We start from the raw sequence: 20,215 nt of genomic DNA, 5'->3' as shown, positions 1-20,215 counted from the left end.
CGGTTTTGGACTCCAGTGAATCGGGGGTAGTGCTTACTGGAGCAGCGACAAGACCATCTGGTTCATGCTGCTGGTTTGCTTGAGCATGGACATGCTGGCTTGCAGCAGTACTTGCTGCGAGCTCATCTTGGCGGATTCCGATGCCATGTCGGCGTCCATGATGCGGCCTTCGGCGTCGGCCGTGTTCGTCGACATGTTGGCCAGGTTGTTGTGGGTGTGCTCGAGGCGGTTTTCTGCCGCACCGATGGCCGAGCGCAGCGCGCCCACGTCGTCAAGCACGTTGTTGATCAGATCGATCGTCGCGTTGGCGGTGTCGGTCAGTTCCGTGCCGGGCACTTCAGGCTTGCCTGCATCCGGGCCCTTGTAAGTTGCCGACAGGCCTTCGAACTTGGTGTGCGCGTTTGTGACGTGCTTGGAGAAATCGACTGTCATCGTTTCGTCCTTGGTCGCGCCGATCTGGAAGGTGATTTCCTTGGTCAGGCGACCGCCCTCGCTCGTTACCTTGTCGTCTGCACCTTTTACTTCCTTCTGCATCAGCTTGGCGCCGCCATACGACGTGTTTTTCATGATGTTGGACAGTTCCTTGCCCAATGCATCGTACTCGGCCTGCATGGCAGACTTTTCGTTTGCCGAGGACGATCCGTCAGCGGCCTGCGTGGCCAGATCCTTCATGCGGTACAGAATGTTGGTGACTTCCTTCATCGCGCCGTCCGCCGTCTGGAGCAGCGACGACGCATTTTGCGTGTTCTGCATGGCCATGCCCATGCCGCGGGTTTGCGCTTGCAGGCGCACGGCGATCTGCAGGCCGGCGGCATCGTCCTTCGCGGAGTTGATGCGCAGGCCGGTGCCCAGGCGGGTCATCGTGGTGTTCAGGCTGCTGCTCGTGTTGCCGATGGCCTTCTTGATGTTCATGGCGGCGGCGTTGGTGTGCAGGCTCAGCATGGTATGTAATCCTTAAGTCTAGACTAGGTTTGGGGTATTTGTTTGTCGCTGCTCACTTGTCAGGAGGCGACGCCTGTTCAAGACGGCAGGCGATCCACAGACGTTAAATCGAATCGAGTGGGTCTGGCTGGAGATGCGGCGCGGCGGATGTGCAACGTCGAGATTGCTTCTCCGCTGGCTGCGGAATTCTTTCCATTTGAGCGATGCCCAGCGATGGCGCGATGAGTTGCTGCAATAGCGTCAGTGCAAACTGGCCGCGGCTTTGTGCCGCGGACTGATCTCCCGTATGTCCGTGCGCGCTGAGATAGGCAAGCTCGCCACGGGGGAGGCATTGATTACCGCTGTGCTGACGTTCCCTCGCGTAGCGACATGCTATTGATCTGGTCCGTCTAATGTGGCGACTCCCGGAAATAAGAGTTGTCTGATATTGGGCGCAGCGGATTTCGCTCACACTTTAGCTATGCAGTGAGATCTGTATCGCAGGTACGAATGATGTTGGCTTGAGATTCGGATCTGGCCGTGCGAACTTCAGACTTGGCATTTTTCTCGACGCTGGTCCGAGCTCGGGTTGCCCGTCTGTTGTTGAGAAACGTACGAGTTCGGTTTGACCGATGCGTGATCTTCGATCCCAGGGCGTTTCTCGCACCATGTGCATGCGCGGGCTGCTGATGCAGCGCCGAGCGATTTCAGCTGCGCTGAAATGTTTGCGGCCTCGCGATATTTTTTCGCGTCAACGACTCCGCAATTCGTAGTGTGCATTCTGTCTACCCTCGCGGGGAAAACTCCGCTGCTTAACCGTGGGCTCCATGAATTCCGTTCGATCGCGTATTGACGGGATGCGACAGTGGGTGCCTCCCAAAACCCTCATCAGTCTCGCAATCATGTCGACAGTCCCGCCCGCCGATGCAAAAAAGCCGCGCATTGCGCTCCTGGAAGACAACGTCGCACATGCGAGAACCGTTCGGCACTGGCTCGAGGCCGCGGGCTACGATGCCATTGTCGAGCACGACGGCAGCCGCTTTATCGACCGCATCGGCCACGAGAAGGTCGATATGCTTCTACTCGATTGGGATGTGCCCGGCATGACCGGCATCGACGTACTGATAGACATGCGCAAGCGGGTCGACTATCTGATTCCGATCGTGTTGCTCACTCAGCATGACGACGAGCGCGATATCCTGCACGGCTTGAGCTGCGGGGCAGATGACTATCTGGTCAAGCCTATAAGCGAGCGAATGTTGATTGCGCGCGTTATCGCACAGTTGCGCAAATGGTACCCGGGGGTCCAGCGCAATCAGCAAATCAAATTTTCCGGCTTCATCCTGGACGAGACCACGCGCACGGCGACGTTGCCCGACGGCGAGCAAGTCTCGCTGCCTGAGCGCGAATTTTCCATTGCGCTGTACCTGTTCGCGCACGCCGGGCGCGTGGTGAGTCGCGATGTGCTGCTCAAGCAAATTTGGGGTGCCGCGGATTCGTCGAATGTCGGCACGTTGGCGACCTATATCACGCGGGTGCGAAATGGCCTTCGCCTGCGTCCGAACGGGCTCAGGATTTCGAGCGTGTATCGCTACGGGTATCGCCTCGAGCGGTTGGCGGATGGTGCCGACAACGACCTGGATTGAGCTTGCAGCAAGCTGGTGGATCTATGCGCGCACTCATTTCCCGCTTGATGGCGATCGGCCCCTTGCGCGGCCTTATGGTCCTTGCGATGCTGGCACTGGCTGCGTTGAGTGGCAATCCCAGCAGCGGCGTAGTGTCGGGCGCGCTTGATCGTGTGCTGTTCGATATGATGGCGCAGGTGGTTGCGCATCGGTCGACGCGACAGGTGGTGGTCGTCAACATCGATGAAGGTGCGGTCGCGCAACTGGATCCGCATGGCATGGACGCGTATTTGGCTCAATTGCTCGGCGCGCTTGGTAAGGCGCGCAGCGTCACGCTCGATTTGCCGCTGTGGCCCGGGTTCGATTATTCGAGTCTGCGCGCCGGCATGCGAGCATGTCGGCATACCGTGTTGGTCGAGCCAAGCCTCGCTGGGCACGCAGGGAGCTGTTCAAGCTTGCTGCCGTCGGCACTCAGTTCGCTTGCTGCCGCGCGCAGCCAGCGAATCGTTACGATGGGCCACTATGGTGTGGTGAGTGGTTTCGTACCTTACCGTCAGTCTTCGGGTGTTCGCTATGCACACGTTGCGCTCGACGCGCTGCGGGTGGCGGGCATCGAACCGCCGTTGCCGGTCGCTGATTTCGTCAAGCCGTACGCGCAGTCGATTGGGGCTGCACGCACGCCGGCGGTGATGACAATGCTGCCGGCATCGATGCACCTGACACAGTATTCGGATATTGATGTGCTGCAGCAACGCGTACCCGCGGATGCGTTCGATGGGAAGGTGGTATTCGTCGGTAGTCAGGCGTGGGGCGCGGGGGGGATGTTCCAAATCTCGTCGCTCAATTCGCACGAGGTCACGCGCTCACAACTCGACGCGCTCATCGCTGACGCCGTGGCTTCGGGCAATCTTGCGCGCGAAGCGCCCGCTGTCGTCGGGGTATCGATCTATCTGGTCCTCGCGTTCGGCGTCGTGCTGATCTGCGTGTTTGTTCCCGGTCGGGCGGTGCATCTGGCGGCGCTCGGCTGGGGCGTGCTGATCTTCGCCGTTCCACTGGGAATGTTGGTATTCCATATCTGGTTGCCGCTGGGGCTGCTTCCGGTTGTTTGCCTGCTGATCTACGGCTTTTTTGCGTGGGAGAGACATGCTCGCATGCTCTCGATGTTGCGGGGCGAGTTGCGCGAATGGGGGGCAATCGCGGCCACGATTCGTCCGCAGGACGGTGCAGCCGCGGTCGCTGCCCCTTCCGAGCGGTCCGACGAGTTGGCCGGCATCAAAGCAGCGTTGCTGCAGGTACGCGGCTGGCAAAAGCTCTATGTCGACATGGTCAACCAGTTTCCGTATCCAGTCTTTCTCACGATGGGCGGCCACGTTGCTGTATGGAACGCGAAGGCCGCCACTTTGATGCGCGAGGACGCCGCAGGTGAGCTGACTGACGCTCGATTGCCATTCATGCAGGTTGAGCGGCTCGTGGCCGAGAGCGTATGCAAGGGCGGAGACACCAGCCGCGAAATCGAATGGGGCGGCCGCACCTACATGCTGATGTGCGAGCGGCTGTCGAGTGGGGCGAGCGGGGACCCTTCTTCCGACGGCGACACGCAGATGTCCCATCTGGTTTGTCTGATCGATCTTTGCGATCTGAAGGGCTTTGTCTCGCACGACAAGTGGATGTTGCGCCATATCGCCCATGACCTGCGCAGTCCATTGACGGCCATCCTGTCGTTGATCGACCGCCGGGGCGCGTCCGTCGGCAGCAGTCCTGACGTGGAGTCGGATCGCGCTTTCCTGAGCGATCTACGGCAGCAGGCTTCGTATTCGTTGCGTATTGCGAAGGACTTCATGCAGTTGAGCCGCGCGGAACGGCTCGATCGGACCGAATTCGAACCAGTGGCGCTGAGCGAGGTGGTCGAAGAAGCGGTCGACCAGAACTGGCTCGCGGCCGAGCAAAAGGGCGTCGTGTTGCGCGCACCGGTATTCCTGGTCGAAGACACCCTCGTTAGCGGAAATGGTGACATGCTCATGCGTGCGGTCGTCAACGTGCTGGACAACGCGATCAAGTATTCGCCGCCTGGTGCCGTAGTGTCGCTCACCATCGGCTCGGCTGGCGACGGCGCACTGGTACTGAAGGTGACTGACAGCGGCATCGGGATGACTGACGACACGGTCCGTCGCCTGTTCGAGCCGTTCTTCCAGGCCGAGCGCAAGGCAGACGGCAGCGCCAGCGTCGGATTGGGGTTGCCTTTCGTCAAGGCCGTGATCGAAAGGCACGGCGGCACGGTTGCCGTGCACAGTGTGCCAGGGAGCGGCACCGTGTTCGAGCTGATCCTGCCACGCATCCCGGCGGAGAAGCGATGCGTTGGAATGCCGGAAACGGTCGGCGCAACCCGTCCTGCGACGATGGCCATGACTGCAGCGCTCGCGCGTGACTGTCGGTTCGCGATATAGCGCGATGCCGGGGTCGCACGTGAGCCGCGCGTCATACTTTCGACCGCAAGGGCCTGACGTCTGACGGCACGGACGCTCGGGACCGGGCTCGCCTCGAAGCGCGTTCCTCCGGTTGTACCGGCTCATTTGCCGTATGGTCGTTCTCTGCCCGATTGAGCACGAGCAGCAGTGACAGGCTGCCGTTAGCGGGCCAATCAATGTTTCGTTGAACATTCTCGTTCTACGACGGATGACGTCCCAGAATCTGCGCCAGATATCCAATCTGGAGCCGCCATGACTGTCGACCTCTCGAGCGCGATGCTCGATTCGATTCGCCAATCCGTCATCCCGAACAACGATGACCCGAAAACCGAAGCCGCCTCTGCCGACATCGCGGGAGGCTTCGCCGATTTACTCAAGCAGGCCGTGCATCGCACGGATGCACAACAACATCATGCCGACGATCTCGCCGCCGCCGTGGAAACAGGCACCAGCGATGACCTTGTCGGTGCCATGCTTGCCAGCCAGCAGGCAAGCCTGTCCTTCTCCGCAATGGTCCAAGTACGCAACAAGGTCATGAGCGCTTTTGACGACATCATCAAGATGCAGGTTTGATGAGGACCGCAAACGTGCTTGCTCAAGTCAAGGCTTACATCGCGCGCTTCGCGTCTCGCGGCCATTTTCGATTGCCGTCCCCCGCGACGCTGTCCAGACTGGCGCCCATCGTCATCCTAGCGATTAGCCTGTCCGCGTTGACCATGATGCTGATGCATCGTCAGGACTCGCGCTACAAACCGCTTTTTGGCTCCCAGGAAGCCGTGGTCGCCGCCGACATGATGGCCGCGCTGGACGCCGAAGGCATTCCGTACCGTATCCACCCGGACAGTGGCCAGGTGCTGGTGCCGGAGCAGAAGCTCGGTGCTGCGCGCATGATGCTGGCCGCCAAGGGCGTGGTAGCCAAATTGCCGGAGGGGCTGGAGCAGGTAGACAAGAGCGATCCGCTGGGCGTCAGTCAGTTCGTGCAGGACGTCCGTTTTCGGCGTGGTCTCGAAGGCGAACTGACGCAGAGCATCATGGCGCTCGAGCCGGTGTCGTCGGCTCGTGTGCATCTGTCGATTGCCAAGTCGGCGTCATTCATTCTGGCCGATGGCGACAAGAGTTCGGCGTCGGTAGTGCTCACGCTCAAGCCGAACCGAAAGCTGACCAAGGAGCAGATTGCCGCGATAGTCGCGCTGGTGGCAGGCAGCGTGGCAAACCTGGACCCGGCGCGCGTGACGGTGATAGATCAGGCAGGCAATCACCTGTCTGCGCAAATCGATCCGGTACTGGGAAATTCCGCACTCGACAGCGAATTGGGTTCGCAAATGCGCGAACAGGTATTGCGCAATATTCGCGAGTTGCTCACGCCTGTGTTGGGTGACGGCAACTTCCGCGCGAGCGTTGCCGTCGAGCTGGACCACGATCGCGTGGAAGAAACCCGCGAGCAATACGGCGAGGCGCCGAAGATTACACAGGAAGCGATTCGCGACGAGAAGGACATCGGTCAGGCCGCGTTGGGTGTACCAGGTTCGTTGTCGAACCGCCCGGCGCCGCCATCGGCTGCCAGCATGCCCGAAGCGCCACACTCGGCCAAGAACGCGCAGACACGCCAATACGCTTACGACCGCAATGTCGTACAGATCAAGCGCAGCCCCGTGCGCGTAAAGCGCCTGAACGTCGCGGTGGTTCTGAACAACGCCGCCGCACCCGGCGGTGGAAAAGGGTGGGCGCCCGCGCAACTTGCGCAGGTGGACACGATCCTGCGCAATGGCTTGGGCATCGATGCCGACCGTGACGATGCACTGACGGTGTCGTCGCTGGACTTCCGCGGCACGCCGGTGACCGTATCGCAGCCGTGGTGGAAGCAGCCCGACAACATCGTGACGATTGGTACGTGGGCAGTATGGGCATTGGGTGCGCTGCTCGGATTCGTATTCATCTTCCGCCCGCTGCTCAAGGTGCTTCGCATTTGGGCCAACGGCGGGCGTGATCCGCAGTCACAGGGCGCCAACGCTGTATCCGGCGGCGCGGAAACCCCGGCGCTTGCGGCAACCGCCGACGGCGACACGCAACCGCTGCTGCTGGCCGACGCCGATCTCCCGCCGATTGGCTCCGGCGCAGACGTGCTGATTGCACACCTGAAGCATCTGGCAGCTCAAGACCCTGAGCGCGTTGCCGAAGTCATCAAACCCTGGATTCGAGACGATGAGCACACCAACTGACGTACCCGCGACCGTGGACACCGCCATGACGGCAGGCTCGCCAGCCCGGAATCTTGCCGCGGTGGAGCGTGCTGCCATCATCCTGCTCAGCATCGGCGAGGAAGCCGCAGCGGGCGTGCTGCGATGCCTGTCGCGCGAGGAGCTGCTGGACGTGACACTCGCCATGTCGCGCATGCAGGGCGTCAAGGTGGACGCTGTGCAGGACACCATCGAGCGCTTCTTCACGAATTTTCGCGAGCAGAGCGGCGTACGTGGTGCTTCGCGCTCGTTCTTGCAGCGCTCGCTGGAGATGGCGCTCGGCGGTGTGGTGGCTAACAGCGTGCTCAACAAGATCTACGGTGACGCGATAGGCCCGAAGATGGCGCGCCTGCAGTGGGCACAGCCGCAGTGGCTTGCCGACCGCCTGCGCGATGAGCACGTACGCATGCAAGCCATGTTCCTCGTTTTCTTGCCGCCTGAGCAGGCGAGCCGGGTGATTCAGGCGCTGCCCGAAGCACGGCGCGAGCAGGTCCTGCTCGACATCGCGCGTCTGACCGAGATTGATCATGACCTGCTGCGGGACTTGGAAGACGTGGTCGACTGTTGCATCGCAAACCTTGGCACACAAAGCACGGCCGTCGAGGGTGTGCGGCAGGCCGCCGACATCATTAACCGTATGCCGGGCGACCGTGCCCGCATGGTGGAAATTCTGCGTGCTCGAGACCCGGAGCTGGTGGCAGCGGTGGAAGACCTCATCTACGATTTCGCGGTGATCGCGAACCAGGATGATGAGGTGATCTCCGTCATTCTCGAACATGTCGACACGGCGCTATGGGGCGTGGCGCTTAAGGGTGCCGACCCGGCAGTGCGCGACGCATTGTTGCGCTCGATGCCGCGGCGCGCGGTGCAGGCCTTCGAGGAGATGTTGCGCCGCACGGAACCCGCACTCCCCAGCAAGGTTGAGTCGGCGCGCCGCGACATCATGGACATCGTACGAAGACTTGCCGACGACGGTGACATCGAACTTCGGCTCGTGGCGGAGGAAGAACTTCGATGAGGACGTACCGACGCTACGCGTTTCCGTCGCTGGCGCGCATTCGCGCGGCAAGCGAGCAGCTTGACGGATTCACCGCGCCCGACGAGGTTGGCCAGCGCTCTGAGCAACTGCATGTACCACCGGCCGCAGAATTGCTTGACGAAGCTCGGCACGCGGGTTACGCGGACGGCTTTGCCGCCGGTGAACAAGTCGGTGCCGAAGGCGCACGCCGGGATGTGCGTTCTGCATTAGATGCGTTGGTAGCGCCAGTCGACGCGCTGATCCGTGGCTTCCAGTGCGCGCAGCAAGCGTATCGAGCCAAGGTGCGCAGCGAAGTGGCTGAGCTCGTTGGCGATGTTTCCCGTCAGGTCGTGCGTGCGGAGCTTGAAACCCGTCCCGAGCGGATCCTTGCGTTTGTGGACGAGGCCGTCGGCACGCTGACCAAACCGCCCGAATCCGTCAGCGTGCGGCTGAACCCGGCCGATTACGCGCGCCTGGCTGAAGCGGCGCCCGACCGTGTGCAGGGCTGGCAACTGGTGCCGGACGACCGGCTCGAGCCTGGCGAATGCCGCGTGCGGGCCGACGACATTGAAATGGACGCGGGCTGTGGTCAGCGCCTTGTCGCCTGCATCGAACGGATTACCTCGCAGCTTGCGCATGCCCATGCCGAGGACTCGGACGGGGTGCCAGCATGAACCATTCCATACTCGGCAAGCTCGACCTTGGCGACGTGCCCGTCGCGAGGCCGGTAGGGCGCTTGTCCGCCGTCTCGGGCCTCCTGCTTGAAGTGACCGGCTATGCATTCGAAACCGGACAGCTCGCACGTATCGAAACCGCTTCGAATGACTGGCTCGATGCACGAGTGGTCGGCTTTCGGGAAGGCGTGTCGTATCTGATGCCCTTCAGGCCTGCGGAAGGTTTGACCGCGGGCGCACGTGTGTTCGGCGATGAAGGTGCGCGCACGCTGTCGATCGGCGCTGCTTGGCGGGGCCGCATCGTCGATGGCCTCGGTGAACCGATCGACGACCGTGGTCCGCTCGTCGGCGACGCGGTGCTCGATCTGGCTCCGCCGCGCGTGAACCCGCTGCGCAAGCAGCCGGTGGAGGGTGTGATCGACGTTGGCGTGCGCGCGATCGACGGCATGCTGACGTTGGGCCGCGGGCAGCGCGTTGGCCTTTTTGCGGGCAGTGGCGTTGGCAAGAGCGTGCTTCTCGGCATGATCGCGCGCCAGGCCGCGGCCGATGTGGTGGTGGTCGGCATGATCGGCGAGCGTGGCCGCGAGGTGCGAGAGTTTATCGAGCACTCGCTTGGCCCCGAAGGCTTGTCCAAAGCCATCGTCGTGGTCGCACCTGCCGATGAATCTCCGCTGATGCGTTTGATGGCGACCGAGCTGTGCCACGCCATTGCCACACACTTTCGCGATGCCGGCAACGATGTGCTGCTGATGATCGATTCCCTCACGCGTTACGCGATGGCGCAGCGGGAAATCGCGCTGGCGCTGGGCGAGCCGCCAGCCACACGCGGCTATCCGCCGTCGGTGTTCGGCATGTTGCCACGCCTGGTGGAGCGTGCGGGCAATGGCGAAGGTGTGGGCAGCATGAGTGCCATCTACACCGTGTTGGCTGAGGGCGACGACGAACAGGACCCGGTGGTCGACACGGCGCGTGCGATTCTTGATGGCCACATCATGCTCTCGCGCGATCTCGCCTCCCAGGGGCATTACCCGGCGATCGACGTGCTGCGCTCGGTCAGCCGCTGCATGTCACTCGTGGCGCCGCGCGAGCAGATCGACGCGGTGCGCAAGGTGAAGCAAATGATGTCGCGCTACGCCAATGTTCGCGATCTGATCCCGCTGGGAGGCTACGTGGCCGGCGCGGATCTTGTCACCGATCACGCCGTGAAGATGCACGACCGGATCGAAGCCTTCCTGTGTCAAGCACAGGACGAGGTCGCGCCGCGCCAGGCGACGCTCGATATTCTGACGGAGATTGCTGCATGAACGCCCGACATGTCGTTGCCGGACTATCGCAACTCGTTGCGATGCGCGCGAAGGAGGTGGATCGGCTGGCAGTCGATGTCGCCGCGCGCGACGCGGAAGGCGCTCGCTATCGTCATCATATTTCGCAAATGACCGTGCTGATGCAAAGCGTTGGCACCGGTACGCAAGTACATCCCGAGCACGCAATGAACGGTGCGCGCTATCGCTCCGCGCTCGCCAATCTGATTCATCTGCACCAGCGCCGATTGGCAAAGCACGAGGCATTGGTCGCGGGCCTGCGCGAGGATTTGTGCCGCGCACGCCTGCGGTACGAACAGATCGATCGGGTTCGCAGCAGAAAGCTTGGCGCGCTCGAGCTCGAGAAGCGCGCACGCGATCGCAAACTCGAAGACCAGCAGGCTTCCCAGGCATGGCTGCGCAGGCGGCTGTCGCAGCGACGTTCGATATCCAACCCATTCTGATCAAGCGAGGACGCCATGTTCGGCAATATTGGAGACCCGGTGGTAAGCGCCAAGGAGCTTACCGAAAAGTACATGCAGAATGCAGTTCAGCGCCTGAAAAGCCAGAAAGCGGGCAACGCGGTTGCCCAGGCCGGGCTCACCCGGTTACAAGGCGCGTTGATTTCGTTTCAGACCGCGTTGAAGGGCTTGTCCGGTGTCGGTGGCATCGTCAAACAAAAGGCTTCGCTGTCGAACCAGGCGCTGGGCGAAGCCACAGCGGCGGCCGGTGCACAGCCCGGTCGTTACGCGTTCTTCGTCAAGCAACTCGCGTCGGCGCATCAGGTGGCCTTCAAGGGCCTCTCGTCATACGGCGCCAAGGACGCGGGCACACTCGGGATCGCACTCGCGAACGGCGAATCGTTCAGGGTAGATCTATCGGCGGCCAATGCCGACGCGAACGGCAACGTGTCGCCGGCCGAACTGGCTCGCGCGATCAACCAGGCCGTCGACAACAAGGGCAAGGTGTCTGCGTCGATCGTCACGATCGAAGGCGAGCAGCGTCTCGTGCTGACCTCAGGCGGGACCGGCGAGGCCGGTGCCATTTCGCTCGACACCAGCGGCATCCGCGATGCAGCGCTGTCTGCTGTGCTGTCGGGTGCGCCAGACGAACTGTCGATGGCACGAGACGCCATATTCAGGCTTGGCGGGGAGAGCGGGGTCGAGATCAAGCAGTCCAGCAACACTTTCACCGGCGTTCACGGCGTGTCCGTCACGTTCAAGCAGTCGATGGTCGAAGGTGACGCCCCGTTGTTGCTCGATATCGAGCTCGACCAAGGCGGCACGGCCGACACCGTGCAGGCGTTTGTCGATGCATATAACAAAGCAACGGGCGTACTGGCCGAGTTGACGAAGGTCAACCCTGACGATCCGTCCAGCGCCGGGCCGTTCGTCGGCGATGCCGGTGTGCGCAACCTCCAACAGCGGATGAACGCGCTGTTGCGCGCCACAGTGGGCGAGAAACGGATGTTGGACTACGGCATCTCGGCGGACCGTACCGGCAAACTGTCGCTCGATACGGGCAAGCTGAACGCCGCGCTGGCCAAGAACCCCAACGGCCTCGACGCGCTGTTCGCCGATTCCGAGAAGGGCATCGTCGCGCGCATGGACGCCTACCTGAAGACATGGACCTCGTCCGTCGACGGTCAGGTCAAGCGCCGTCAGGATTCCGCTGAGCTTATTGAGCAATCGTTAAAGAAAAAGGAGCGCTCGCTCGAAGTGCAATACCGTCAGGTCTATGGCCGATATCTGACCCAGTTCACGCGCGTGGCGGAGCTGCAGAAGCGGATGGAATACACGAAGCAGTTGCTCGACGACCTCCTTGGCGGAAACAAGAAATGATGACCCGAAATGGTTATGGCAATTACCAGACGACGAACCTGGCGAGTCAGGCGGCAAGCGCTTCGCCGGTGCGGTTGGTGATTGTGCTGATGGATGGCCTGCTCGACGAGATGGCGCGCGCGCGCGCCCATATCGAGGCCGAACGCTACGAAGAGAAGGGAAACAGCCTGAACAAGTGCATCGGGATGCTGCATGGTTTGGCCAGTGCACTCGATTTCGACGCCGGCAACGAGGTCGTCGTCAACCTTGCTCGGCTATACGAGTACTGCACGGTACGCTTGAATGAAGCTGGACTCACTCTGGATCCGCTCCTCATCGATGAAGTCTCGACGCTGATCCGCACGCTGCGCGCGGCGTGGGAAGGCGTCGATCAACGATTCGGATGATAGACCATGGACCAGAGCGACTATGTGCTACGACTTGCAATGCGCGTACGACAAGCGATTGCGAAGTGCGATTTCGACGCGCTGGTGTGCTTGAGCGTCGAAGTACACGATATCGTGAGCAACATGGCAACCGGAACGGCGTTGACCGCTGCCGAACTGGAAGCACTGAGACTTCTGACGATTGCGCACCGCGTCGCTATTTCGTTATTGGAAATTGAATCCGAACGGCTGATCGAGGCGATGAACGATCTCAATGATCGCCGCGAAGCCTGGCAGGCCTATGCCGTTCAAGGGAGCCAGCAATGATGACCGGTCTATCGGCAGTGGCCGACCTTGCACCGGCAGCAGCTACCGACGGCAGCGCCGTGCTGGCTGCAAGGCTCAGCGTGCAGCGACCCGTATCAACCGATGATTTCGAGTCCTTGCTGGTGGAGGGCTCCGAATTGGACGACAGCCCGGAAGCCGCGGCGGATCCGGTGCCGGTGCTGGACCCGCGGCCGACACTGGCGCGAGCACCTGAAGCCGAACCTCCGGCTATCGACATGCCGTCGTCGCAGGACGGCGCGGTGGCCGCACCGGGCCTTATGCAGGCGCCGGAAGCACGTGCAGTCGACACGGTCTCACCGGGCCGGACGACAAGCGACACACCGGTCGCCATCGAAGCAATGCCGCGCCTTCCCACCATCGCTTCGTTGCCGGCACATACGCACAGGACCGCGCAACCAGTGGACTTGTACCGGCGCGGCGCGATCGAGCAAGGGGTTTTGCCGCTAATTGATGCGAACGAACCGGTGGCGCCCATGCTGGCCGCGCGCCTGTTCAACCATCGGTCGAGTGCGGTACCTGGGGCGCTGTTGAACCGAGGCATGAATGTCGCGACGACGCACGTCTCGCAGATCTTCGGCCCGCTGGCATTCGGTGACGCAACCGCGCCGACCGGGCCATCTGCCGTCGTGCCCCACAGCGAGGTAGGCACGGGCGCAACACAAGCGGAACTGTTGACGGACGCGGCAAGGGTGCCGGAAACGGCACAGGTAGTGATACCTGCAACGGCAACGGGCGTGCCGACCGCGCGTCAGCAGAAGCTGATCGATGCGCTGGGAGAGCGCCTGAGCGTACAGATGGCTCAGGGCATGCGCCAAGCCGTGATCCGACTCGAACCGGGTTCGAACGGATCGATACGCATCGAATTGCGCCAGAACGCCAACGGCATGGCAGTTCACTTGTCAGCCACTCACCCCGAGGTCGTTTTCCAGTTGCAGGCGATCGGAGAAAGTTTGCGCCAGGATCTCTGCGCGCGACACGGTGGCGACGTGACCGTGCAGGTCTCGGCAGGTCGGCAAGGCCATGGGGACGCGAGCGGCTCGGGCGGCCGTGAGCACCACCCACGCGATGACGCGCCCACGCGAGGGCCTGGTGGCGGATTGGCCTCCGCCGGCGGCGATTCGTCATTCGAATTGGCGGCGTGCGAACTGGCGTACGTGAAGAGCGCGACGACATGAACCGGAATGCACGGCAACAAGGGCGACACGCGCCGTGCAATCTGATGCCGGATCTGCTGCTTTCGGCTAACGGAACGAGTTGCGCGAACGGCCGCCGGCGCTGAGCGAGATGGCCCGAAGCGTACCGGCCGCGCACGCTGGCCGATGTGCGGTGCATTGAACAGCCCGAATCAGCAGCATTGCTCAATTTGGAATACGAACATTTTGCTGCGGCACCAATCGCACGCTCTCGTAACGTGACGGTAACGAAGGCCATGATGGACCGAATACGATGACTGCAACGATCTACACCGAATACCAAAGTGTACAGCGCGAGAACCAGACGTTGTCCCCCGCTGATGAGGCGCGCTGGATGGCGCAGTATGCGCCGCTGGTGAAGCGCATCGTGCGCAAGCTCGCGTCGCAGGCGGGTGGGGCGATGGAGGCCTGCGACCTCGAGCAACTCGGGCTGATGGGCCTGCTCGAAGCGCTGCGTCGCTACGGTGAGCCCGATGACGAATTCGAGCATTTCGCTCTATTTCGCGTGCGGGGCGCGATTCTGGACGAACTGCGCCGCCAGGACTGGCGTCCGCGCTCGGCACGCCAGGGTGCTCACCGTCTGCGCAGCACCGAGCGAGCACTGCGCCGGGAACTGCGCCGCGATCCTACGAAAGAAGAAGTGTGCAACGCGCTGGAAATCGGCGACGACGAATACGAGCAGTTGCAACTGGACGACTGCGCACAAGAGTTCGTCAGTTTTGACGCGTTGCTGGAAGAGGACGCGGAACGGTACGAGTGCGGCGGCAGCGATGGCATTGAACACCGCGCCATGCTGCGCCACTCGCTTGAACAGGCGCTCGGCGTGCTCGATGCGCGCGAGCAGCAGATCATCCAGCTCTATTACGAATTCGATCTGAGTCAAGCGGAGATCGGGGCGGTGCTGGGCCTGACGCGGGCTCGAGTCTGTCAGATCAACAAGAGCGCTCTGGTCAAGATGCGCAAGCGCCTCGCTCAGCATTGACATTGAAGAATATTGCGCCGCTCCCGTCGGACGGCGCCCAGGTCGGGAAGGAAACATGCAACAGATATTTGGAATTTTGATCGTGCTTGGCTGCGTATTCGGCGGCTTCATATTCATGGGCGGCGACTTCCGCAAGCTCTGGCAGCCTGTCGAATTGCTGATCGTCGTCGGCTCGGCCATTGGTGCGCTGGTCCTCGGTAATTCGCGCCACGTGCTCGTCGACATGGGCAAGCAATTGCGTAAGGTGATGGGCAGGCGCAAGCGCACGGCCAACAAGGAGCTCCAACGCCAGCAACTGCTGCTGATGTATGAGCTCTTGAACATTGGCAGAGACCTCAAGGCGCTCGACAACCACGTTGAGAACCCGCACGAAAGCCGGTTGTTCCAGCGCTACCCGCTGGTGCTGCAGGGCCCCGAGCTGCTTACCTTCATTGTCGACAACCTTCGCTTGATGGCGATGGGCAAGATCAGTTCCCACGAGCTGGAAAGCGTGCTCGAGCAGGAGCTGGTTGCCATTCAAGAAAACATTGAGCTGCCATCGCGCTCGATCAAGAAGATTTCGGAAGCCATGCCCGGCTTTGGCATTGTGGCTGCGGTATTGGGCGTGGTGATTGCGATGGGCAGACTGGGAGACGGCGCCAGCGCGGCCGAGCTGGCCGAGAACGTCGCAGCCGCCATGATTGGCACGCTTATCGGCATTTTCTTCTGTTATGGCGTTTTGGATCCGGTGTCGAACCTGATCAAGCAGGCGATGAAGGCCGAGATGTCGGAAATGGAATGCATGAAAGTGATACTGGTGGCCTTTGCTGGCGGCAAGCCACCGCTGCTGGCGATCGATGCAGGCCGTCGCATGATGCAACCGGCCTGCAAGCCAAGCTTCGCGCAGCTCGAGGGCTGGATCGGACAATTGGACGCGGGGCGTGAATGAGCTTTGATAGTACTCACGAAAGCGTCACAACCGAAGAAGCACCCGTCGCGCCCGCGGCGGCCAATCCTGGCAAGCGAGGCGAGCGCCGCGCGGCCCCGGTGGACTTGATCGTCAAACGCTCGCCGCGGCGCGATCACGACGACGATCACGACGGTGGCTGGAAAGTTGCGTTCGCCGATTTCTGCCTCGCACTGCTGTGTGTGTTCATGTTGTTGTGGGCGCTCAGTGCGCGCGACGAGGAGACGCGCCGCAAAATGGACGCGATGGTCGACAGTGCACTATACGACGACGACACGGACATGTCGGCCGGCCCGCCGTTGGGGCTGAATACTCACGCGTTGCAGGACGCCTCGGCGTCGCGCATGGCGGGCGAGGAGGCTGGCGACGTAAAGCGCGGCCAGCCGATGGCGGACAGCCGCGAGGCGATGGACGCGCTTGCCGAGCGTGTGCGCAAGCTCGGCAAGGACGCGGGAGTGCTCGACAACGTTCAAGCGATCGTTACGCCAATGGGCCTGCGGGTCATGCTGCACGATACCGAAGAGCGTGGCGTGTTCGTCAGCGGTGGCGCGGTACCATCCGAGCCGTTTCGACCGATGCTGATCAAGCTGGGCGCGCTCATGGGCTCGATCGGCAATCCACTGTTCGTAATGGGGCACACTGACTCGGTGCCCTATCGCAACTCGGACTCTGGCGCGCGTTCGAACTGGGATCTGTCGGTGGATCGCGCGATGTCCGCCCGGTCGTGGCTGTTGCAAGGTGGCGTGAACTCCGGGCAAGTGATGCAAGTGATCGGCATGGCCGACCGGGCGCCGCTGGTGAGCAATCCCCGCGCCGCAATCAATCGGCGCATTGAATTTCTGGTGCTGACGCCGGAACGCGCCCGTGCTATCTGCGCCATGTTCGGCCCCACCGGCCAGGTAGTGCCGCTGACGCCGGGCATTAACGCCACGTCGGCCGGCGATCCTGACGCGGGCCGCGTCGGTGCGGAGGTCGGTGTCGAGCTCGACAAAAAAAGGACTTAACAGATCGATCCGCTTGCTCGTTCTGAAGGAGTGAGAACGGGTAACAATTTTGAGGGCCGCGGGCCTTAGGGTGACATCATGCGAATTGCTAATCTGGCGGCACACGCCGCAGTCAATGGAGCGGAAGGCGTACAGCGTTCCGAGGGCGCGCGCCACAACCGTACTGTGCCGTCTACTGAGGTGGTGCACGAAAAGACCCGTGATCGCCTGGCGCTGGATGCAGCCCGCGCCGCGCTGGACGAGGCGCCGGAAATCGACATGGTTCGCGTGGCTCGCGTTCAGGCCGAGCTGGCTGCCGGCAAAATTCGGTTCGATGCCTGCAAGCTGGCGGGCACGATTCAACGTTATCACGGAGGTGGTGAATGACGGGAGCGGGTTCCCTTCAGCAACTGCTCGTGGATGTTATCGCCGACTGCGTCGGCTACCGCAGGCTTGTGCAACTGCTGGAAGATCAGTTTGCAGCGGCGCTGCAACTCGATACCGTGAGGCTTGGCGTACTTGCAGGTGTGATCGCGGCCGAGACCGATGCGATCGACATGCGGCGTCGCCACCGCATCGAGCGGCTCGGTCACGCTCGGGGTGCGGTGGTCGCGCTTGGCCGGCGTCTGTTGGGCGACGACAGGCACGCAATGCAACGGGCATCGTTCGTCGAGCGATGTGAGGAAGTGAAACTGCTTGCAGCGCGATGCCAAGCCCTCACTCGGCGCAACAGCGGCCTCTTGGTCGCGCAGTACGAGGTGATGCAGCGCCTGATGTACGGGGAAAGCCACATCTATGTTCCGACCTGACGTCGCATTCGTGCCCGCCGCGGCGGGTCCGATTGCCCGCGAGCCCTCTCCCGTTGCGCCCGCAAGCGAGATGGCGATGGGCTTTGGTTCGTTGTACGCGTCGCTGAATCGCGATATCCACGGCACTATCCGCAACGGCTTCGGCCGCTCGACCGAGCCTCAGCTTTCGTCGCAGACGGCAACGTGGACCAATGTGATGCGAGCCCGCGCGGAAGCGCTCGCGAAGCCGCAGCAGGGTGTCGTGGGAAACGGCGCTCCTGCGACGGGGCCGAACTTCGCCGATTCAGATCAGCGGGCCTTTCTGGCCGAGATCATGCCGCACGCTCGTCGTGCGGGCGCGATGATCGGCGCGGCACCGGAACTGATTGCCGCGCACGCGGCGCTTGAATCCGGCTGGGGCAGCAAACCGCTGAAGAACGTACGCGGCGAGACCACGCATAACCTGTTCGGTATCAAATCGACTGGCGGATGGGCGGGCGAGTCGGCTGCTGCCGTCACCACCGAATATGTGAATGGTTCGGCCGTTAAGATCGTCGACCACTTCCGCGCGTACCGGAGCTATGGCGGTGCGTTTCACGATTACGCGAAGCTGCTGCGCGATTCGCCCCGCTATGCCGGCGTGCGCAACGTAGGCGACGACGCCAGCGCATTCGCCAGCGCACTCGAGCGCGGTGGTTACGCGACCGATCCTGCGTACGCGGCCAAGCTCGTGGACATGGTAGGGCTGGTCAAGCGGATGGTTCGCTGACGTTCGTCGCGGCCGCGTGCCGGCAGCCGCTTTACCGCTACTTCGTAACGCCAACCGGCTCGACGGTGTCGGCACCCGTCACCCGCGCGAAGATCACTTTGCCAGTACTCGCGTTTTTCACGCGGATAACCTCGTCGATCGCGCCATTCTGCATGGCCGTGCCCGGCACGGATACGTGTATCGGCCCGGTATTCGCCTCGATTTGGACCGCCTGGCCGCGGCGGATGGTTTCCGCGCGGTCGAGTAGCCGCGCCTGGATCACCTGGCCGGCCTTTACCGTGCGGCGCAGCATGCGCCCAACAGCGAGGGTGGGATCGGTCAGCGCATCGGGGGTGAGCGCAAAGTCGCGGACATCCTGCTTGAAATCCGCTTCGTTGAGCGTGTGCCCGGAGCGCAACGCTGTTGCCGCTACCAGCACGGGCGTGTCGATGTGAGCCTTCACCAGATAGGTCGTGGCGCGCGGTTCACCCTTGCAGCGCACTGAAAAACGCATGCGGGTCAGCGTCTTGGTGTCCGTCGCGGCGATTTCGTAGGGCTCGCTGCACGTCGGGGCGGGCCGACGCGGGGACGACACCGCGACTGAAGCATCGGGTTTGGCCAGCGCGCGATCGGCAACATAGCGCGCGAGCCACGTCAGAGCCGCTTTCTCGACCTGCGGGACGGCCGGATCGCCTGGATGCGCCGTGGCGGGGGCGGGTGCCTGCGCAAAGGCTGCAAGCGGCATCGCCAACGCTGCGATTACTGCTGCCAGCACCACATGCTCGTGCGGTCGATTGCGGGAGTGTGTCGGAGGCATCGCATCCTTTTTCTTGAACTGAATGTCGCTCGATTATAGGGCGCGGCGCGGCTGTAGCGAACGCTCGAGCGCCGTGTTCAAGTTCTGTAAAACCTCTTCGCGGCAACGTTCGCTGGCCCGTAACCTCCACCCGGTCTATGACTCAACCGCTGCCCGGTAACGACCGCGTGGCACTTTCCGGAGGCAAGCCGCCACTATGGGATTGAATCTCGAACAAGCACTCGGCGTACATTCGGCCGCACTCAAAGTGCGTGCCGAACGCACCAGGCTCCTTGCATCGAACTTGGCCAACGAATCGACGCCGGGCTACCAGGCGCGCGATCTGGACTTCCGTGCGAGCCTCGGCTACGTGCTCGCCAACGATGCCTTCGATGCCGCGCTGCGATTCGGTGGCGATGAACCGATGTATCGCGTGCCCAGCAGTCCCTCGCAAGATGGCAACACCGTCGAACTGGGTGTCGAGCAGGCGGCGTTTTCACAAAACGCGGCAGATTTCCAGGCAAGCCTGACATTCGTCAACATGAAAATCAAGGGTCTGAAATCCGCCATCACGGGGAACATCTGATGAGCTTCAAGGACATTTCGCAGATCGCGGGTTCGGCGTTGTCCGCGCAAACCGTGCGACTCAACACCATCGCCAGCAACCTTGCCAATGCAGGTACGTCCGGCACCGAGGAAACCGCGTACCGCGCACGCAAACCGGTATTTGCGTCGGTGTTCCAGAATGGTGGTGCGCGCGTGCAGGTGCTGGATGTGATTGCCACCGACGATGCGCTCGCTGCTCGACATGAGCCGGGCCATCCGCTGGCGGATGAAAACGGCATGGTGTTTTACTCGAACGTCAGCGCCGTCGAGGAAATGGCCGACATGATGGCCGCATCACGCGCTTTTTCGACGAACGTCGAGGTGCTCACGCGCATCAAGGGTATGCAGCAGGACCTGCTGCGCATGGGTGAGGGTTGA

At 62.2% G+C, this 20,215-nt stretch carries 22 protein-coding genes; 20 read left to right on the top strand and 2 right to left on the bottom strand.

Annotated elements, in window-relative coordinates; genetic code table 11:
• Positions 1-33: 33 nt before the first annotated feature.
• Complete coding sequence (locus BSE24067_RS02470; RefSeq protein ID WP_151064870.1) at positions 34-942, bottom strand: flagellin N-terminal helical domain-containing protein; 909 nt, start codon at positions 940-942, stop codon at positions 34-36.
• Between the two features lie 881 nt (positions 943-1,823).
• Here BSE24067_RS02470 and BSE24067_RS02465 point away from each other — a divergent pair.
• The 18 genes from BSE24067_RS02465 (at position 1,824) to BSE24067_RS02380 (ending at position 18,456) form a co-directional block, all read left to right on the top strand.
• Positions 1,824-2,567 (top strand): response regulator transcription factor, encoded by a 744-nt coding sequence (locus tag BSE24067_RS02465; RefSeq protein ID WP_151064898.1) that lies wholly within the window; start codon positions 1,824-1,826, stop codon positions 2,565-2,567.
• Between the two features lie 23 nt (positions 2,568-2,590).
• Complete coding sequence (locus BSE24067_RS02460; protein ID WP_151064871.1) at positions 2,591-4,990, top strand: sensor histidine kinase; 2,400 nt, start codon at positions 2,591-2,593, stop codon at positions 4,988-4,990.
• Positions 4,991-5,263: 273 nt separating this feature from the next.
• Complete coding sequence (fliE, locus tag BSE24067_RS02455) at positions 5,264-5,584, top strand: flagellar hook-basal body complex protein FliE (RefSeq protein WP_151064872.1); 321 nt, start codon at positions 5,264-5,266, stop codon at positions 5,582-5,584.
• A complete protein-coding gene (gene fliF, locus BSE24067_RS02450; RefSeq protein WP_151064873.1) occupies positions 5,584-7,230 on the top strand; it encodes a flagellar basal-body MS-ring/collar protein FliF in 1,647 nt (548 codons plus the stop codon). The genes fliE and fliF overlap by 1 nt, the downstream gene beginning before the upstream one ends.
• Positions 7,231-7,255: 25 nt before the next feature.
• Positions 7,256-8,266, top strand: coding sequence for a flagellar motor switch protein FliG (locus BSE24067_RS02445; RefSeq protein WP_174904685.1), 1,011 nt, complete (start codon positions 7,256-7,258; stop codon positions 8,264-8,266).
• On the top strand, positions 8,263-8,940 hold the full coding sequence (locus tag BSE24067_RS02440) for a FliH/SctL family protein (protein WP_151064875.1): 678 nt from the start codon (positions 8,263-8,265) through the stop codon (positions 8,938-8,940). Before BSE24067_RS02445 ends, BSE24067_RS02440 begins: the two co-directional genes overlap by 4 nt.
• A complete protein-coding gene (locus tag BSE24067_RS02435) occupies positions 8,937-10,244 on the top strand; it encodes a FliI/YscN family ATPase (protein WP_151064876.1) in 1,308 nt (435 codons plus the stop codon). Before BSE24067_RS02440 ends, BSE24067_RS02435 begins: the two co-directional genes overlap by 4 nt.
• A complete protein-coding gene (locus tag BSE24067_RS02430; RefSeq protein ID WP_151064877.1) occupies positions 10,241-10,705 on the top strand; it encodes a flagellar export protein FliJ in 465 nt (154 codons plus the stop codon). The genes BSE24067_RS02435 and BSE24067_RS02430 overlap by 4 nt, the downstream gene beginning before the upstream one ends.
• A 15-nt stretch (positions 10,706-10,720) precedes the next feature.
• Entirely contained in the window at positions 10,721-12,082 is a 1,362-nt protein-coding gene (gene fliD, locus BSE24067_RS02425) for a flagellar filament capping protein FliD (RefSeq protein ID WP_151064878.1), read from the top strand.
• Positions 12,079-12,468: a flagellar export chaperone FliS gene (fliS, locus tag BSE24067_RS02420; RefSeq protein ID WP_151064879.1), complete on the top strand. Its 390-nt coding sequence runs from the start codon at positions 12,079-12,081 to the stop codon at positions 12,466-12,468. Before fliD ends, fliS begins: the two co-directional genes overlap by 4 nt.
• A 6-nt stretch (positions 12,469-12,474) precedes the next feature.
• Positions 12,475-12,774 carry a hypothetical protein gene (locus tag BSE24067_RS02415; RefSeq protein ID WP_151064880.1) on the top strand — a complete coding sequence of 100 codons (300 nt, stop codon included), beginning with the start codon at positions 12,475-12,477 and terminating at the stop codon, positions 12,772-12,774.
• On the top strand, positions 12,771-13,970 hold the full coding sequence (locus BSE24067_RS02410; protein WP_151064881.1) for a flagellar hook-length control protein FliK: 1,200 nt from the start codon (positions 12,771-12,773) through the stop codon (positions 13,968-13,970). The genes BSE24067_RS02415 and BSE24067_RS02410 overlap by 4 nt, the downstream gene beginning before the upstream one ends.
• Before the next feature lie 271 nt (positions 13,971-14,241).
• Entirely contained in the window at positions 14,242-14,970 is a 729-nt protein-coding gene (locus BSE24067_RS02405) for a FliA/WhiG family RNA polymerase sigma factor (protein WP_151064882.1), read from the top strand.
• 55 nt (positions 14,971-15,025) lie between these two features.
• Positions 15,026-15,898: a flagellar motor stator protein MotA gene (gene motA, locus BSE24067_RS02400; protein ID WP_151064883.1), complete on the top strand. Its 873-nt coding sequence runs from the start codon at positions 15,026-15,028 to the stop codon at positions 15,896-15,898.
• Positions 15,895-16,920 carry a flagellar motor protein MotB gene (locus BSE24067_RS02395; protein WP_151064884.1) on the top strand — a complete coding sequence of 342 codons (1,026 nt, stop codon included), beginning with the start codon at positions 15,895-15,897 and terminating at the stop codon, positions 16,918-16,920. The genes motA and BSE24067_RS02395 overlap by 4 nt, the downstream gene beginning before the upstream one ends.
• Positions 16,921-16,998: 78 nt before the next feature.
• Positions 16,999-17,286: a flagellar biosynthesis anti-sigma factor FlgM gene (locus tag BSE24067_RS02390; RefSeq protein WP_151064885.1), complete on the top strand. Its 288-nt coding sequence runs from the start codon at positions 16,999-17,001 to the stop codon at positions 17,284-17,286.
• Positions 17,283-17,708 (top strand): hypothetical protein, encoded by a 426-nt coding sequence (locus BSE24067_RS02385; RefSeq protein WP_151064886.1) that lies wholly within the window; start codon positions 17,283-17,285, stop codon positions 17,706-17,708. Before BSE24067_RS02390 ends, BSE24067_RS02385 begins: the two co-directional genes overlap by 4 nt.
• Positions 17,695-18,456: a glucosaminidase domain-containing protein gene (locus tag BSE24067_RS02380; RefSeq protein WP_244130487.1), complete on the top strand. Its 762-nt coding sequence runs from the start codon at positions 17,695-17,697 to the stop codon at positions 18,454-18,456. The genes BSE24067_RS02385 and BSE24067_RS02380 overlap by 14 nt, the downstream gene beginning before the upstream one ends.
• Before the next feature lie 37 nt (positions 18,457-18,493).
• On the opposite strand, the gene flgA is transcribed toward BSE24067_RS02380, so the two are convergent.
• On the bottom strand, positions 18,494-19,210 hold the full coding sequence (flgA, locus tag BSE24067_RS02375) for a flagellar basal body P-ring formation chaperone FlgA (protein WP_170297474.1): 717 nt from the start codon (positions 19,208-19,210) through the stop codon (positions 18,494-18,496).
• A gap of 238 nt (positions 19,211-19,448) precedes the next feature.
• Here flgA and flgB point away from each other — a divergent pair, with 238 nt between their 5' ends.
• Both flgB and flgC read left to right on the top strand, forming a co-directional pair.
• The gene (gene flgB / locus BSE24067_RS02370) at positions 19,449-19,817 is read left to right on the top strand and encodes a flagellar basal body rod protein FlgB (RefSeq protein WP_151064888.1); all 369 of its coding nucleotides are present in this window, start codon (positions 19,449-19,451) and stop codon (positions 19,815-19,817) included.
• Positions 19,817-20,215 (top strand): flagellar basal body rod protein FlgC, encoded by a 399-nt coding sequence (gene flgC, locus BSE24067_RS02365; RefSeq protein WP_012339176.1) that lies wholly within the window; start codon positions 19,817-19,819, stop codon positions 20,213-20,215. Before flgB ends, flgC begins: the two co-directional genes overlap by 1 nt.

Source organism: Burkholderia latens (genome assembly GCF_902499045.1).
GTDB classification, from domain to species: Bacteria; Pseudomonadota; Gammaproteobacteria; order Burkholderiales; family Burkholderiaceae; genus Burkholderia; species Burkholderia latens.
The sequence above is the reverse complement of the archived record's forward strand: the minus strand, read 5'-3'. Positions and strand labels throughout refer to the sequence as shown.

Excerpts from the sequence above, each read along its gene's own strand:
- BSE24067_RS02470 (WP_151064870.1), bottom strand. The coding sequence starts at position 942 with ATGCTGAGCCTGCACACCAACGCCGCCGCCATGAACATCAAGAAGGCC.
- BSE24067_RS02465 (WP_151064898.1), top strand. The coding sequence starts at position 1,824 with ATGTCGACAGTCCCGCCCGCCGATGCAAAAAAGCCGCGCATTGCGCTC.
- BSE24067_RS02460 (WP_151064871.1), top strand. The coding sequence starts at position 2,591 with ATGCGCGCACTCATTTCCCGCTTGATGGCGATCGGCCCCTTGCGCGGC.
- fliE (WP_151064872.1), top strand. The coding sequence starts at position 5,264 with ATGACTGTCGACCTCTCGAGCGCGATGCTCGATTCGATTCGCCAATCC.
- fliF (WP_151064873.1), top strand. The coding sequence starts at position 5,584 with ATGAGGACCGCAAACGTGCTTGCTCAAGTCAAGGCTTACATCGCGCGC.
- BSE24067_RS02445 (WP_174904685.1), top strand. The coding sequence starts at position 7,256 with ATGACGGCAGGCTCGCCAGCCCGGAATCTTGCCGCGGTGGAGCGTGCT.
- BSE24067_RS02440 (WP_151064875.1), top strand. The coding sequence starts at position 8,263 with ATGAGGACGTACCGACGCTACGCGTTTCCGTCGCTGGCGCGCATTCGC.
- BSE24067_RS02435 (WP_151064876.1), top strand. The coding sequence starts at position 8,937 with ATGAACCATTCCATACTCGGCAAGCTCGACCTTGGCGACGTGCCCGTC.
- BSE24067_RS02430 (WP_151064877.1), top strand. The coding sequence starts at position 10,241 with ATGAACGCCCGACATGTCGTTGCCGGACTATCGCAACTCGTTGCGATG.
- fliD (WP_151064878.1), top strand. The coding sequence starts at position 10,721 with ATGTTCGGCAATATTGGAGACCCGGTGGTAAGCGCCAAGGAGCTTACC.
- fliS (WP_151064879.1), top strand. The coding sequence starts at position 12,079 with ATGATGACCCGAAATGGTTATGGCAATTACCAGACGACGAACCTGGCG.
- BSE24067_RS02415 (WP_151064880.1), top strand. The coding sequence starts at position 12,475 with ATGGACCAGAGCGACTATGTGCTACGACTTGCAATGCGCGTACGACAA.
- BSE24067_RS02410 (WP_151064881.1), top strand. The coding sequence starts at position 12,771 with ATGATGACCGGTCTATCGGCAGTGGCCGACCTTGCACCGGCAGCAGCT.
- BSE24067_RS02405 (WP_151064882.1), top strand. The coding sequence starts at position 14,242 with ATGACTGCAACGATCTACACCGAATACCAAAGTGTACAGCGCGAGAAC.
- motA (WP_151064883.1), top strand. The coding sequence starts at position 15,026 with ATGCAACAGATATTTGGAATTTTGATCGTGCTTGGCTGCGTATTCGGC.
- BSE24067_RS02395 (WP_151064884.1), top strand. The coding sequence starts at position 15,895 with ATGAGCTTTGATAGTACTCACGAAAGCGTCACAACCGAAGAAGCACCC.
- BSE24067_RS02390 (WP_151064885.1), top strand. The coding sequence starts at position 16,999 with ATGCGAATTGCTAATCTGGCGGCACACGCCGCAGTCAATGGAGCGGAA.
- BSE24067_RS02385 (WP_151064886.1), top strand. The coding sequence starts at position 17,283 with ATGACGGGAGCGGGTTCCCTTCAGCAACTGCTCGTGGATGTTATCGCC.
- BSE24067_RS02380 (WP_244130487.1), top strand. The coding sequence starts at position 17,695 with ATGTTCCGACCTGACGTCGCATTCGTGCCCGCCGCGGCGGGTCCGATT.
- flgB (WP_151064888.1), top strand. The coding sequence starts at position 19,449 with ATGGGATTGAATCTCGAACAAGCACTCGGCGTACATTCGGCCGCACTC.
- flgC (WP_012339176.1), top strand. The coding sequence starts at position 19,817 with ATGAGCTTCAAGGACATTTCGCAGATCGCGGGTTCGGCGTTGTCCGCG.